Origin of the sequence: Iamia sp. (assembly GCF_035575815.1) — a bacterium.
In the GTDB taxonomy this organism is placed as follows: Bacteria; Actinomycetota; Acidimicrobiia; order Acidimicrobiales; family Iamiaceae; genus Iamia.
The window spans coordinates 1-14108 of sequence record NZ_DATLXO010000168.1 but is presented as its reverse complement, the minus strand read 5'-3'; the positions used below and the strand labels follow the sequence as shown (position 1 = coordinate 14108).

The 14108-nt window shown below is 74.6% G+C and carries 14 protein-coding genes, 1 tRNA gene and 1 pseudogene; 3 read left to right on the top strand and 13 right to left on the bottom strand.

Annotated elements, in window-relative coordinates:
- The 10 genes from VNL12_RS17280 to queG all read right to left on the bottom strand — a co-directional run.
- The coding region (locus tag VNL12_RS17280; RefSeq protein ID WP_325596189.1) for a hypothetical protein at positions 1-497 on the bottom strand (497 nt) is incomplete at its 3' end.
- A gap of 11 nt (positions 498-508) precedes the next feature.
- Positions 509-919, bottom strand: a complete 411-nt coding sequence (locus tag VNL12_RS17275; protein ID WP_325596188.1) for a hypothetical protein — start codon at positions 917-919, stop codon at positions 509-511.
- The gene (locus tag VNL12_RS17270; protein ID WP_325596187.1) at positions 916-2133 is read right to left on the bottom strand and encodes an ArsA family ATPase; all 1218 of its coding nucleotides are present in this window, start codon (positions 2131-2133) and stop codon (positions 916-918) included. Before VNL12_RS17270 ends, VNL12_RS17275 begins: the two co-directional genes overlap by 4 nt.
- Positions 2134-2164: 31 nt before the next feature.
- On the bottom strand, positions 2165-2617 hold the full coding sequence (locus VNL12_RS17265; protein ID WP_325596186.1) for an SRPBCC family protein: 453 nt from the start codon (positions 2615-2617) through the stop codon (positions 2165-2167).
- A gap of 16 nt (positions 2618-2633) precedes the next feature.
- Entirely contained in the window at positions 2634-3167 is a 534-nt protein-coding gene (locus VNL12_RS17260) for a hypothetical protein (RefSeq protein ID WP_325596185.1), read from the bottom strand.
- Entirely contained in the window at positions 3164-4378 is a 1215-nt protein-coding gene (locus tag VNL12_RS17255) for a hypothetical protein (RefSeq protein WP_325596184.1), read from the bottom strand. The genes VNL12_RS17260 and VNL12_RS17255 overlap by 4 nt, the downstream gene beginning before the upstream one ends.
- Positions 4379-4494: 116 nt before the next feature.
- A complete protein-coding gene (gene mntA / locus VNL12_RS17250; RefSeq protein ID WP_325596183.1) occupies positions 4495-4947 on the bottom strand; it encodes a type VII toxin-antitoxin system MntA family adenylyltransferase antitoxin in 453 nt (150 codons plus the stop codon).
- An 84-nt stretch (positions 4948-5031) separates the two neighbouring features.
- On the bottom strand, positions 5032-8148 hold the full coding sequence (locus tag VNL12_RS17245; RefSeq protein WP_325596182.1) for a PKD domain-containing protein: 3117 nt from the start codon (positions 8146-8148) through the stop codon (positions 5032-5034).
- 135 nt (positions 8149-8283) lie between these two features.
- Positions 8284-9408 carry a glycosyltransferase family 4 protein gene (locus VNL12_RS17240; protein ID WP_325596181.1) on the bottom strand — a complete coding sequence of 375 codons (1125 nt, stop codon included), beginning with the start codon at positions 9406-9408 and terminating at the stop codon, positions 8284-8286.
- The gene (gene queG / locus VNL12_RS17235; RefSeq protein ID WP_325596180.1) at positions 9405-10709 is read right to left on the bottom strand and encodes a tRNA epoxyqueuosine(34) reductase QueG; all 1305 of its coding nucleotides are present in this window, start codon (positions 10707-10709) and stop codon (positions 9405-9407) included. The genes VNL12_RS17240 and queG overlap by 4 nt, the downstream gene beginning before the upstream one ends.
- 93 nt (positions 10710-10802) lie before the next feature.
- Here queG and VNL12_RS17230 point away from each other — a divergent pair, with 93 nt between their 5' ends.
- The 3 genes from VNL12_RS17230 (at position 10803) to VNL12_RS17220 (ending at position 12776) form a co-directional block, all read left to right on the top strand.
- Positions 10803-11018, top strand: a complete 216-nt coding sequence (locus VNL12_RS17230) for a hypothetical protein (protein WP_325596179.1) — start codon at positions 10803-10805, stop codon at positions 11016-11018.
- A 72-nt stretch (positions 11019-11090) separates the two neighbouring features.
- Positions 11091-11801 (top strand): purine-nucleoside phosphorylase, encoded by a 711-nt coding sequence (deoD, locus tag VNL12_RS17225; RefSeq protein ID WP_325596178.1) that lies wholly within the window; start codon positions 11091-11093, stop codon positions 11799-11801.
- Between the two features lie 45 nt (positions 11802-11846).
- The gene (locus VNL12_RS17220; protein ID WP_325596177.1) at positions 11847-12776 is read left to right on the top strand and encodes a TIGR03560 family F420-dependent LLM class oxidoreductase; all 930 of its coding nucleotides are present in this window, start codon (positions 11847-11849) and stop codon (positions 12774-12776) included.
- Positions 12777-12952: 176 nt separating this feature from the next.
- Here the strand turns inward: VNL12_RS17220 and VNL12_RS17215 are convergent.
- The 3 genes and pseudogenes from VNL12_RS17215 to VNL12_RS17205 form a co-directional block, all read right to left on the bottom strand.
- Positions 12953-13029 (bottom strand) — tRNA-Val (locus tag VNL12_RS17215).
- Positions 13030-13201: 172 nt separating this feature from the next.
- Positions 13202-13726, bottom strand: coding sequence for an NUDIX hydrolase (locus tag VNL12_RS17210; protein WP_325596176.1), 525 nt, complete (start codon positions 13724-13726; stop codon positions 13202-13204).
- Positions 13727-13898: 172 nt separating this feature from the next.
- Positions 13899-14108, bottom strand: a pseudogene (locus VNL12_RS17205) (hypothetical protein); the annotation flags it as partial.

The following is a 14108-nucleotide window of genomic DNA, read 5'->3' as shown; positions in this document are numbered from 1 at the left end:
GCGACGCGTTGGCGGGCGGCGCGCAGAGCCCCGGCGGCGGTCTCCCGATCGCGCCATCCGGCCGCGATGCGCTCGGAGCGGGCGGCGCGGGCCGCCTCCCAAGCGGTGCGGGCCTCCGCCAGGTCGTCCTCGGCGTCGCCGAGGGCGGCGGAGGCGGAGGCGACCTCCGCGTCGAGGGCGCGAGCGCGGCCGGCGTCCAGGGCGAGGGCCGGGCTCACCAGGTCGGCGTGGGTGAGCGGGGTGGAGGGCACCAGACCACGGGTGTGCTCGGCGAGGTCACCGATCGGCACCTCGGTCCCGGCGACGAGCACGGAGCCGCCGTCCAGGCCGGCCGCCGCCAGCTCGGGGCCGCTGAGGCGAGCGCGGACGAGGGCGTCGATGGCGGCCCGGACGGGCGCGGTGATGTCCTCGGGCAGGCCGTGGACAACCGTGAGCCGGGGGTTCAGGTCGATGCCCCAGGGCCGGGGCGTTCCGCCGGTGAGCTGCAGGATCCTCATCTGGTGTCTCCTCAGACGACCGGGATGCGCTGCACCCCGTCGTCATCGCCGTCGTCAGGGTGATCGCGGGGTCCGGGTCGAGCGGCCGAGCCGGCGTCCCGGGCGGCACGGGCGGCGGCGCCGGTGGCGGCGCGCACCACCGATCCCACTCGGTCCACCACCTCAGGATCGTTCACCAGGGCCTCCGCGGCGTCCAGGAGGGCGCGGGTGGCGTCGATCGCCTCCCGTGCCGCCGTTTGCAGGGCGTCGACCCCGGGCGGCGAACGCTGATCGTCCTCCCCTGATCGGCGGCCCGCGGCCGGTTCTTGAGGATCTTCCCCGCGCCGGGGATCCTCGTCGGGGATCGGGTCATCGGGGATCGGTTCATCGGGGATCGGTTCATCGGGGATCGGGTCATCGGGGATCGGTTCGTCGCCCCTCATCGTCTCGCTCCTGTCGGTCGCGGTGGCGTCTCGACTCCAAAGGTCACCCGGAGGTGCCCGTCGCGGAGCCCGGCCCCGGTCACCGTCCGGCGGTGCATCGAGTCGGGCAGCACGATGGCCCGCCGGTAGGGGCCGACGGCCACGAGCAGCTCGTCGCCGTGGCGACCGAGCTCCAGCTCGTCCTTGTCGGCGAACGGGAGGTCGAGCTGCAGCTCCACGTCGTCCCCTCGGGCCATGATGCGCATCGGCTCGCCATCGTGGAGACGGGTCGACGGGTCGGCCTCGCCGTAGAGCGCGGCGCCGAACGCCCGCAGTCGATCGAGGCCCACGACCTCTTCGCCCGCCAGCTCCGAGCGCAGGACCGGCAGGGGCGCGAAGCCCTCGTCGATCGCCACGAGGTGTTCGGCGTGAAGGGCCTTCCACCGGTCGAACCACGGGTCGGACACGGCGTCGGGCAACAGGCGGTTGGCCACCACCGCGTCGACGCCGTAGCCGAAGAGGGCGAGGTAGGTGGCGGTGCGCCGGGCTTCGGCGATCACCATCTTCTCGGGGTTGACGACCAGGCGGACGCTGGTGCGGACGGTGTCGGCCAGCACCTCCTTGACCCCGTCGAGCTGGGCGTAGAACCGCTCCGCCGAGCCGAAGACCCGGTCACCGGCGACGGGCAGCGAGGTCACCCGCGACAGGACCGGGGCCACCGCCCGGTGCAGGCGTCGGCTGGTCGGGAACACCCGTTGCATGTACCAGCGCAACACGTCGGGCAGTGACAGCAACCGGATCGTCTCGGCCGTGGGCGCGCAGTCGACCACGATGACGTCCCACTCGCCCGAGTCCGCGTAGGTCTTGATGTCGACGAGGCCGAAGACCTCCTCGAGCCCGGGCAGCAGAGCCAGCTCCTCGGCCTCGATGCCGTCGACGCCGGCCCACTCGAACACGTCGGTCAGCCAGCCCTGGATGTCTCCCCACGCCTCCTCCATGCGCTCCCGGGCGTCGAGCTGCTGGCCCCAGAGCCCGTCCGCCACCGGGGTGGGTCGGGTGCCGAGGGCGAGGTCGAGGGAGTCCGACAGCGAGTGGGCCGGGTCGGTCGACAAGACGATGGTGCGCTTCCCTGCCTCCGCACAGCGCAGCGCGGTTGCCGCCGCGACGGTCGTCTTCCCCACGCCGCCCTTGCCGGTGAAGAGCAGCGTCCGTCCGGACGGCCGGGCGCCGCTCATCGGGTGGGGCCGGGGAGACCGGTCGGCTCGGTCACGCCTCGAGCCCGGGGTCGCCCTCGACCCGGGCCTTCAGCTCGCGCAGCGCGGTGTGGGTGATCTTGTGCGAGGTGCGGCGCTTCACGAAGCCGGGGATGGGGAGGATCAGCTCGGCCTCGAGCTCATAGGCCACGTCGGTGGTGCCGTCGCCGTTGTCGACCAGGTCGTAGTGGCCGTCGAGCTTGCGGGTCACGTCGCCCTGGGTGAGCACCCAGGCCAGCCGGCCGTTGACCGAGTGGTCGTAGGCGAGGGTGTACTGGGTGCTGTAGCCGAAGCCGGCGGCCCGGAACCGCGCCTCGGTCACCCGGCCGTCGTCGTCGCGCCCCAAGACATCGGCCGCCTTCAGGTCGCGAGCCCACTCCGGGTACCGCTCGATGGCCAGCAGCACCTCCAGCACCTCGGCCGGCGGGGCCGTGATGGTCATGTGCTCTCGGACCGAATCACCCATCGGTGGCGCCTCCGTTCTAGGACTCGTCCGCGGTGCAGTCTGCTGCATCGGAGGGGTCGGCGGACGCGTCCCCTCCGTGGCCCTCGTCGCGGCGGGCGGGGAACCGGCCATGACGGGCTCCCCACAGCCCGGCCAGCCCCAGGGCCCACATCGGCGCCAGCACGCCGAAGGCGGTGAAGGGGCGGGCGACGGCCACGCCGAGGGGGACCGTCGCCTGCACCCCCAACGACGCGAGCATCGATCGTTGCACCGCCGGGGGGGCGCAGCCGGCCAGGAAGTAGAGCCCGCCGACGCCGATGACCTCGTGGCGACTGCGCTGGACCGCCACCGCGAAGGCCCAGAGGAAGGCACCACTGCCGGCGGCGAAGAGGACCAGGGCGGGCCCGGCCGAGAGGAGGTAGGCGTCGCGGTCGCCGGTGACGGCGTTGACCCCGCAGGTGACGACGGCGGTGACGGTGCCGATCCACGACAGGAGGATGAGCCCCGAGCCGTCGCCCGCGGACCGCCGTTCCCATGGCCGGTCCGCGGCAATGGGACGGGGCGAGGTCACGGCCGGCTCCCGGCGACGGGCTCGCCCCAGGGGGCCCGGGCGACGCCCGGGAGCCGCACCCGGCCTCGGGGGTCGACGCGCACGCGGGTCGACACGTCGCGGCCGCCGCCGACATCGCCGCCGTGCACGGTCGTGCGCCCGGGAGCGACCTCGACGCTGCGCCCCGGCAGCGGCCGCCCCCAGCACGTCGCGGGCTGAGGCCGGGTGACGGGACCGGCGGCGACCGGGGCCAGCACGCCGGGCTCGAGCCACGTCGGGGTCACCGGCACCGAGGCGACGGTCAGGTCGCGGGCGGCTCCGGGGGCGAGCGGGCCGAGCGACACACCCGCCACGAGCTGGTCGAGGCCGGCGCCGCCGCGCACCCGCGGTCCGGCCCAGCGCCGGGCCACGACGAGGCCGGTCCGGTCGCGGCGAGTGGTCGACTCACCCGCCACCACGACCCGCCCCCGCCGCAGCAACGCCGGCCCGCCGAGCGACCGGTCTGCGGTGCGTCGCACCCCGCCGGCCAGCTCAGCCCAATCGTCGGGCCCCAGGATCGCGACGGTCGGTCGGTGGGATGCCACGGTGGCGGTCGCGGATCCGTCTACCCCGACCAGCGCGGCGCCGCTGGACGCCGGCCACCAGCGACCGAGGAGGGCGAGCGACAGCTCCGAGCCCGCCGGTCCCCCACCGACGACCACGACGAGCTCGGCCGCCATCGCGTTCAGGCTCGGGCCCAGCCACCGGTCGACAGCGCGCAGGGCCCACAGGGCCTCCGCCTGGCTGACGGTGTGGTCGACGCCGGCGAGGGCCGGGCCCGACGGCTCGATGGTGGCCAGGAGCTCCTCGGCCTCGGCGGGACGGTCGCGGTCGGCCCTTCGTCCGGCCCGTTCGATCTCGCTCCGCGACGACGTGGTCGGGTCAGGCCCGAGCACGGTCATTGTCGTGTGCGTGAGCCGGGCGTCGAGCTCGCCGGTCCCCGGTGCGGTCAGCACGGCCCCTGCGGCCAGCACCGCCACCTCGCGTCCCACGACCTCGTGGGGCGCACCGGTGGGGTCGACCGCGACCCGGCGGCCGCTCAGCCCGGCCTCGTGCAACCCCAGGGCCAGGTGACGGGCACCGTCGGCGACCGTCGCCCACGAGGGCGCCCCCGCGCCGACCGCCGCCGGGCGCGAGCCGTGGGCGCGCAGGGCGCGGACCAGGGCGGCGGCGAGGGTGGACGGGCCGGACACGACGTCCGATCCTGCCCGCCGGCCCCCGCCCCGTCGAGTCCGGTCGGCCGAGGCCCGGGGGGCGCTCGGTCAGCGCCGCTGGTCGTGGGGCCCGGGTCCGTCGTCCACCACCGCCGTCATGGCGGCCACGAACCGACGGAGGGCGTCGAGGTGCTGGAGGTGGGCGACGACGCGGCGGTCGTCGACCTCGGCGTAGTCGTGCCATGGGCGGCGACGAAGTCGCGCCGGAACCGTTCGCGTCGGAAGGCCTCGTCGAGGTGGCGCTTGCGGGTCTCGGCCTGCCAGCGGATCCGCCGGGGGGGATCGTCGTCGAGCACCACGACGCCGGTCATGGCCACCCGGCCGGCCAGGCCCTCCGGTGCGCCGGTGAGATCGACGAGGTCGACGGCGTCGGGCAGGGCGCCGCGCAGCCGCCAGTCGTCGACCGGTCCGTCGGCCCACACGGCGACGTCGACGTCAGAGCCTCCGTGGGCCTGGCCGGTTGCGTGGCTGCCGAAGAGCAGCGCGAACACCACGCCGTGGTCGCGCAGGGCGCCCCGCACGTCGTCGAGGTCCAGCGGCAGGTCCACGGCCTCAGGATAGGGAGCAGGCGGCCACTGGTCCGCGCATCGTTCTCCGCGATGGGGCGCAGGCCGCATCGCTGAGGCCTGGCCTCAGACGGGACGGAGGACGACGGTGAGCGCCACCGCGTTGGTCACCGGGGCGGCGACCGTGGCGGTACGGGCCGGCGTGGACCCCGCGGTGGTGGCCACGGCGTCGGCCAGCAGCTCCGACACGTGGCCCGCCCCGGTGCCGGCGAAGGAGTGACGGGTCGTGACGCCGGCCGGCGCGGTCCACTCGGTGGTTGTCGCCGACTTGTCGGCCCAGTACGACAGCACCCACGCCCCGAGGGGCGCGGTGGCCGACGGCGTGGTGTACCCGGTGGCCGCGGTGGCTCCGCCGGGATCGAGCACCAGGCCCCGGTAGGCGACGAGCACGACGTCGGTCTTGGAGAGCCGCTCGGTGGTGACCGTCACCGTCGAGCCGGCATCAGCTGCGGTGGCGGTGCGGGTGAAGACCGCCGAGCGGCTCCCCGTGGTGTTGGCGTCGAGCGCCCGGGTCCACCCGGCCGACGCGTCGAGCCCGGCGGTACCCGGTGAGTTGGACGTGGCGTACACGAGGAGCTGGTCCCCGGCCCTCACGTCACCGGGCACGGTGACCCGGTCGATCGTCGAGGTGGTCTGGCCCGTCGAGGCGGTGGTGCCGATGAAGCCGCGCCCGGCGGCGACCGTTGCAGTGACGTCCCGCGTGGTCGTGGCCGTCTGACCGGCGTCGTCGGTGACGGTCAGGGTGATCGTGTGGTCGCCGGAGGCGGCATAGGTGTGGGCGGCGGTCGGGCCGGTGGCGGTGCCGCCGTCGCCGAAGTCCCAGGCGTAGTCGTCGATGTCACCGTCGGGGTCCGACGAGGCCGAGCCGTCGACGGCGCACGAGGCATCGGCGCACGAGGCGGTGAAGTCCGCGGTGGGCGCCAGATCCGCGACGGTGACCGTCCGGGTGGCGATGGCCGTGGCGCCGTCGTCGTCGGTGACCGTGGCGGCGACGGTGTAGGTGCCGTCCTCGGCGTAGGTGTGGGTGGCCGTGGCGCCTGACGCCGTGGCCCCGTCACCGAAGGCCCAGGTGACGGCCTCGACGGTGCCGTCGGGATCGGTCGAACCCGAGGCGTCGAACGAGCACGACCGGCCGGTGCAGGTGACCGACGAGGCGGCGACGGGCGGCTGGTTCGCCACGTCGCCCTGCCGGGCCCAGAGCACGGTGCTGGTCCAGCTGACGCCCCCGGCGTTGGCGTTGCTCACGGTGGTGCGGGTGGCGGGGTCGATGCCGCCGGTCGGGCTCCACGCGGCGCGGACCAGGGTGCCGCTCTCGCGGTTGACGAAGTAGAGCTGGTCACCGGCGAGCACCATGCCGCCGACCTGGCTGTACTGGTGCCCTCCGGAGGACGAGGCCGCATCGAAGCGCTGGGCCCCGACCACGCGGTTCTCGGTGCTGAAGTACCGCATGTAGAGCGTGTTCGAGCCGTTGACGGTGTAGTAGAGCCGGCCGTCGTCGTAGACGGCGCCGTTCATGTTGGCCAGGTCGCTGGCGAAGGCGGTCATCCGCTGCAGGTCGACGGTGACGGCGGCGCCGAGGCGGGTGCCGTCGAAGGAGCGCGCCCGCAACGTGCCGTCGGAGTGGGCGGTGTAGAGGATGCCGTTGGCGTAGAACGACGTCCGGACCCCGGAGAGGGCCGAGGCGTCGGCCACCGCCGTCGCCGGCGCCCCGACGGTGCTGCCGTCGAAGGAGCGTGACAGCACCCGAGCCGGGTTGCCGCCGCCGGCCGGGGCGTACTGGTCGAGGGCCAGCGGCAGCGTGGCGCACGCCGGCTGGGGCACGGGGCGGTCACCGGCCAGGGGGAAGAAGGCGACGCGGCCGCGGTAGAGGTACCGCGCGATGCGGTCGGTGTCGCTGGCGACGTAGATGCCGTCGGGCGTGGCGAGGATCTGCCAGACAGCTCGGCCCCGGTCGCGGCCTGGGTTCCACGACAGGGGGAGGCCGTTGGCCGGGTCGAGGGCCGAGATGCCCTCGGTGCCGACACCGCCGGCTCCGAGCGAGTCGGTGCCGTAGGGGTTGTTCGACCAGCGGAAGTGGCCGCCCACGTAGATGGCCGCACCCGTCGCCTCGACCGAGTAGTGGCTGTCGCCGCCGGAGTACATGATCCAGGTGTTGGTGCTGTTGGGCACCTCGGTGTTCGCCCACCGCGACACCGAGTCGCAGGTGCCGTTCAGCCCGGTGCCCTTGGCGCCGGTGGTGACGATCACGAAGTACGAGCCGTCAGGGCTGAAGGAGACGTCGCGGACGTAGTCGCTGAAGCTGGCGCAGTACCCCGAGAACGAGGTGGTGGACCAGGGCGACAGTGTGACGGCGCCCCCACCGTTGGTGTTCAGCTTGGCGACCTGGTTGCGGGGCTGGCCGTCGACGGTGGCGAAGCTGCCCACGACGACGACGTGCTGGCCGTCGGGCGAGGGCTCGATCGACCAGATCTTGCCGTCCCCGCCCCGGTGGGTGCCCTCGAAGGCCACGCTCATGTCGTCGTCGATGACGCCGGTGTTGGCGTCGAGGGCGGCCACGCGACGCGTCCGGCCCTGGACGTTCTTGAACACACCGCCGATGAAGAGGCGGTCGCCCACCAGGGCCATGGAGGTCACCACCGCATCGACGCCAGAGGCGAACGGCAACGGCCGTCCATCCGCGATCGAGAGGCGGGCCACCTTGTACTGGGTGACGCCGTCGACCCGGTTGAAGCGGCCGGCCACGTAGACGGACTGGCCGTCGGGCGCGGCGACGACCTTGAAGACCTCGCTGTCGAGCTGAGGGGCCCAGTCCCGACGGATGCGGCCGGTGGCCTTGTCGTAGGCCAGCAGGTGCGAGCGGTTGACGACGGTGCCGCCGGGATCGGTCGAGGCAGTGAAGCTGCCGCCCAGCACCACGGTGTCACCGGCCACCGCGACGCTGCGCACCTCGCCGTTGGTGACATGCGGGGTGGTCGTCGTGGGCAGGTCGGCCACGAGGGTCGGGTGGGCCGGTCCCGCGGCCGAGGCCGCTTGGGGGCTGGGCACGCCGGCCAGGCCCAGGCCACCGAGCAACAGCACCGCGGCGCCCAGCACCCGACGGGTGACGGTGCGGCGGCGGGCCGCAGGAGCGACGGTCGGCTGCGTCCCCTGCACGCCGGAGCTCATCTTGCGGTTCTCCCCCATGTCGCCGTCCCTCTCGATCGTTGACTCTCCGTCGTCAGATTGACTGCGACGTGACCCTGCGCGGTTGATGGAGGGCAATCTGCCACGCAGAGCGTTCAACTTCCACCCCTCAGCACGAAAAGTGCGAAATGACCGTCAGAGGACGAGAGCGCAGAGGGCGTCGTGGAGCGTGCGGGCCAGGCCGTCGTAGGAGAACTCGGCGACGGCGCGCGCCCGGGCGGCCCGACCGGCGGCCGTTCGCCGCGTCTCGTCGTCGAGGCAGATCTCGATGGCTGCGGCCACGGCTGCGGCGTCGGTGGGGTCGGCGACGACGGTGCCGGTCACGCCGTCGGCCACGGCCTCGGCCGCTCCCCCGCTGGCCCCGGCGACCTGGGGAACGCCGCACGCCGCGGCCTCGAGGAAGACGATGCCGAACCCCTCCTGCTCGAGTCCCGCCCACCGGTTGCGACACAGCATGGCGAAGAGGTCGGCCGCGCCGTAGAGGGCGGCCTTGTCGTCCTCGGCGAAGCGGCCGAGCATCTGGACGGGAGCGCCGGTGCGGCGGATGCGGCGCGCCAGGCGGGCCTCGTCGCGCCCTCCGCCGCCGATCAACACCCGGAGGCGGGGCCGTCGGGGGGCGAGCAGGGCGGCGGCGTCGATGAGCACGTCCATCCCCTTGCGGGGCACGAGCCGACTGATCGACATCACGACCTCGTCGTCGGGGGCCACCCCGAGGCGGGTCCGGGTGGCCAGGCGGTCGGCGGCCGATGGTGGGGCGAAGCGCTCGGTGTCGACCCCGGGCGGCACGATCACCGCCGGTAGGCCGCGCCGCGCCGCCCGTTCGGCCTCATCGGCCGGGTAGCCGCCCCCGGCGACCACCAGCTCGGCGCCGACGAGCACCCGCGCCAGCCCGGACCGGAGCCCCGGCACCCTCCCGGGCACGGTGACCTCGGCGCCGTGGAGGACCACCGCGTAGGGGCGCTCGAGGCGGGGTCCCAGGTGGCCGAGTGGCAGCGCAGGGTCGAGCAGCACCACCTGGGCGTCGACCTCGGCCGCGAGGCGGTCGATCCGGGCGGCCAGCGACCGCGTCGGCAACAGCACCCGTTCGGGGGTGCGCTCGATGCGGTAGCCCTGGGTCCGGTCCCACGCCGCGGAATCCGGATGGGGCGTGGTCAGCACCGTGACCTCTTCGACCGGCAGGCGGCGCCACAGCTCCCAGAGGTACTGCTGGATGCCGCCGTCCTTCGGGGGGAAGTCGTTGGTGACGAGCAGGTGCCTCACCCGGTGCCCTCCCGCGACCCTGGACCCGTGTCCGCCACGACGGGGGACTCGGGTCCGAGGTACGGGGTGCCGAGCGGCCGGTCCGGCGGGCGACGGACGCTCGGCGCCGGCGAGGCGAGCTCGACGCGCACCTCGGGTCCGGCGTCGGGGTCGAGGGCGACGAGGAGGTCGTCGCGACCGAGGCGCCGGGCGGCCCACGCGGCGTGGGCGGCGAGCAGGTCGTCGTCACCCGCCAGCACCCCTCGCAGTGCGGCGGCGACCCGCTCGTCGTCCGGGTCGGCGGCGTTGCCGAGGGCGACGAGCGCGTTGCGCCGGATCCAACGGGGATCGCGGCCGGCGATGTACCAACGGCCGTGGCGTTCGAGGAGGGCGGTGTCCTCCGCAGCCAGCAGGCCGAGCAGGTCGACCCAGGCCGACCCGTCGGGCTCCTCGACCGCTGGTTCCGTCAGGTCGGCGGGCCCTGCAGGCTCCTCCGGCTCCTCGACCGCCGACGTCGCAGGGTCGGCGCGCCGGTGGCGACGGAGCTCGACCCGGTTCGGTGGACACGCGTCCTGGCAGTCGTCGCAGCCGTAGATCCGGTCGTCCATGGCCTCGCGCCACTCGCGCGGCACCGGGCCGGGGGCCTGCACGATCCAGGCCAGGCACCGGCGGGCATCGACGACGCCAGGGGCGACGATGGCCCCGGTGGGGCACGCGGTGACGCAACGGGTGCACGCGCCGCACCCGTCGGCGACCGCCTCGGGGGCGGCGGGGGCGAGCGGGGCGTCGGTGAGCACCGAGCCGAGGACGAACCAGCTGCCGGCGCCCGGGAGGAGCAGCAAGCTGCTCTTGCCGTACCAGCCCAGCCCGGCACGCTCGGCCGAGGCCCGGTCGACGAGGTTGTTCTGGTCGACGAGCACGACGGCCTTCCAGCCCTCGTCTCGCAGCACGGCGGCGACAGCGTCGAGGCCCTCGCGCAGCGCGGCGTAGTGATCGCCCCACGCGTAGCGGGCGACGCGGCCCTGAGGCCGGTCGCCCGGCACCGGCTCGGGCGGCGCTCCGGCGTAAGAGCGGGCTCCGGCCACCAGGGCCCGGGCCGATGGCAGCGTGGCGCGCGGGTCGGTGGAGCGCGCCGGGTTCCGGTAGGTGAACTGCATGCCGCCGTGCAGCCCGGCGGCCCGCCGCTCCTCGAGGTCGCGCCGGGTTCCCGCGAACGGCTCGGCGGTGGCCACGCCGATGGCATCGAGCCCGGCGGCCTCACCGGCCTCGGCGGCGCGACGGACCAGCGCGGCCAGGGCCGAGGGGGCGGTGTCGACGGCCATGGCCCCCATCGTGGGCGAGCGGCGACCCCGTTGTCACACCCCCTCGTCAAGATGGGTCCCGCAACCCACCTGGCATCCCCGGAGGATCTCGCCGTGCCCACGCCCGAGCCGCTCACCATCAGCTGCACCGACTGCGCTCTCCAGCACACCGCCGCGTGCGACGACTGCGTGGTCACCTTCATCTGCAACCGCGAGCCCGACGACGCCGTGGTCGTCGACGTCTCGGAGCTGCGCGCCCTGCGGGCCCTCGGCGAGGGGGGCCTCGTGCCCCGGCTGCGCCACGCGGCACGCCCCGCCGCCGAGGGCTGAGCTGGCCCCCCACCCGGGCAGGCTCCCCCGCTACCGTCGGCGCCTCACCGACGCCCTGCCCCCGGAGCTCCCGTGCCCACGCCCCACATCTCCGCCGCGCCCGGCGACTTCGCGCCGGTGTGCCTCATGCCCGGTGACCCGCGTCGTGCCCGCCACATCGCCGAGACGTTCCTCACCGACGCCCGGCTCGTCACCGACGTGCGCAGCATGGAGGGCTTCACCGGCACCTTCGAGGGCCGGCCCGTCTCCGTGATGGCTCACGGCATGGGCATCCCGTCGTGTTCGATCTACGCCACCGAGCTGGTGCGCGCCTACGGCGTCACGGCGCTGATCCGCATCGGCTCGTGCGGCTCTCTGCGGAGCGACCTGCCCCTGCGCAGCGTGGTCGTGGCCCTGGGCGCCTCGACGGACTCGAACGTCAACCGCATCCGCTTCGACGGCCACGACCTCGCGGCGGTCGCCGACTTCGACCTGGCCCGCGCTGCGGTCGACGCCGCTGTCGCCCACGACGTGGCCGTGCGGGTCGGCCCCGTGTTCACCTCCGACCTCTTCTACGCCCCGGACCCGACCATCAACGACCGGGCCGCGCGCCTCGGGCACCTCGCGGTCGAGATGGAGGCCGCCGGCATCTACGGCGTGGCCGCCGAGACCGGCGTGCGGGCCCTCGCCCTCCTGACCGTTTCGGATCACCTCGTCGACGACGAGCACCTCTCGACCGATGAGCGCCAGCGGTCGTTCGACGACATGGTGCGCGTTGCCCTCGCCACCGCGACCACCACCTGAGCGACGCGCCGAGCCCGTCGACAGCCGTCGCGGTGCGGCGGCGCGATGTGGTCACATGGACCCATGCGCTTCTCGGTGTGGCCTTCCCCCATGTCCGGCTTCGACGCCATGGCCGAGGTGGTCGCCCACTGCGACCGCACGGGGTGGGACGGCGCCTACGTCATGGACCACTTCATGGGTGACCGGGCCGGCGGCGAGCCCGACGACGCCCCGATCCTCGAGGTGTTCACCGCCCTGGGCGCCCTGGCGGCCCGCACCGAGCGGCTGCGCCTGGGCCCGCTCGTGCTGGGCAACACCTACCGCCACCCGGCGGTCGTGGCCAAGAGCGCCGTGACGCTCGACCACATCACCGGGGGGCGCTTCGTGCTCGGCCTCGGGGCCGGCTGGCAGGTGAACGAGCACCACGCCTACGGGATCGACCTCTTCGACACCGGCACGCGCCTCGACCGCTACGAGGAGGCCTGCGAGGCCATCCGCGCCCTCGTCACCAACGACCGCACCACCTTCGCCGGCCGCCACTACCAGCTCACCGATGCCCCCTGCGCCCCGACCCCGCCCGACGGCCGGATGCCGATCCTCATCGGGGCCAAGGGCGAGAAGCGGGGTCTGCGGATCGCGGCCCGGTTCGCGGATGAGTGGAACTCGTGGGCCACCGTCGCGCAGCTCCGGCACCGCAGCGAGGTCCTCGCCCGCCACTGTGACGACGTCGACCGCGACCCGGCCTCGATCCGGCGCTCGACCCAGGCCCTCGTCACCCTCGTCGACGACCCCGCGGAGGCGGCCCGGCTGCGGGACGAGCCGTCGGATCGCCCGACGCTCATCGGCACGCCGGCCGAGGTGGTCGACCAGGTCGGGGCCTACGCGGAGGCCGGGCTGGACGAGCTGATCGTGCCCGACTGGATGTGGGGCGACGTCGGCGGGCGCACCGAGGCCCTCGACCGCTTCTCGACCGAGGTGGCGAGCGCCTTCCGCTGATCGGAACCGTGGTGTCGCCCGGGCGGGATCGCTTCTGTGTGCAGCATTCGGGCCGTGGCTGGGTCCTGCACCCAGAACGGACGAGCGGCCGGGTGGCACGCAACGGAAGGCGCCCGACGATCGCCCTGGGGATCGGCCCTGGGGGCGACCGGGACCTGGTGGGAACAACCGTGACCTGGTGGGGGCGGCCGGGATCGAACCGACGACCTTCCGGGTGTAAGCCGGACGCTCTCGCCAACTGAGCTACGCCCCCTGGGGGTGCGGCACCCGGGGGCCGCCGCAAGGCCACGCTACCGGCCCCTTCCACGGCAGTCGGAGAGGCGGGACCGCCGGGTCGGGCCCCGCCCATCGGCCCGCGCGCCAGCTCACCGGGCCACCCCGGCCCGCCGGTCAGAAGCGGGCGCCGGGCGGCGCAGCTCGGCCTCTCAGTCGCGGTGACCGGGCGTGCGGACGGTCTGGCGTTCGGTCTCGCCGGCGCGGCGCCCCCGGGCCAGGACGACGAACGCGCTCGCCGTCTCGTGCTGCAGCTCGGGCAGGTCCCGAGGTGCGAACCACGCCAGGGCGACGATCTCGGGGCTCCGGGGCTCCGCCCGGTCGGGGTCGCAGCCCGGGGCGAGGCGCGCCCGGTAGACGATGTCGACCCTCTGGGGGATCGGGTCGACGACGACGGCGGGCTCGCCGAGCAGGACGACGTCGAGCCCGACCTCCTCGCGGACCTCGCGGATGGCGGCGTCCGCCGGGTCCTCACCCCGCTCCAGGAGGCCCCCCGGCACACCCCATCGTCGGCGGTAGGAGTGCTGGACGAGCAGCAGGTCGCCGTCGGCGCGCTCGATGAAGCACATGGACCCGACGGTGAACGAGGGGGACACGGTGCGCACCACGCGGCGGCGGGCTGAGACGGGCAGCCGGCGGAAGAGCTGCAGGAGAGCGCGGTGCAGCCCCGGGTGCATCGGGTCAGCCTACGACCCCGCTCATCGCCCTGGCCGCGTCATGCTGCACACCGGTGCCTCAGCACGACAGGACCGCCGACCCGGACGGCCGAAGCCGTTCTGTCGCGATCGCCCGGTGGACCGGTGGCCCGGCGGTCAGGCCCCACGGGTCAGCAGCCGCGCGAGACGGGGGTCAGCGGTCGGGCGGGGCGTCGTACGCGGGGAGCGGACCGGTGCGGCGGTAGCGCTCGGCCAGGGCGGTGGCGAGCTCGTCGGTGGCCCCGGCGACGATGGGCCGTCGCAGGGGCGCAGCGAGGTCGTGCAGTGGGCGCTCGTCGAGGCCGATGACCGTGGCGCCCGCCTCGCGGCAGATGAGAAGGGCGCCGAGGTAGTCCCACGGGGC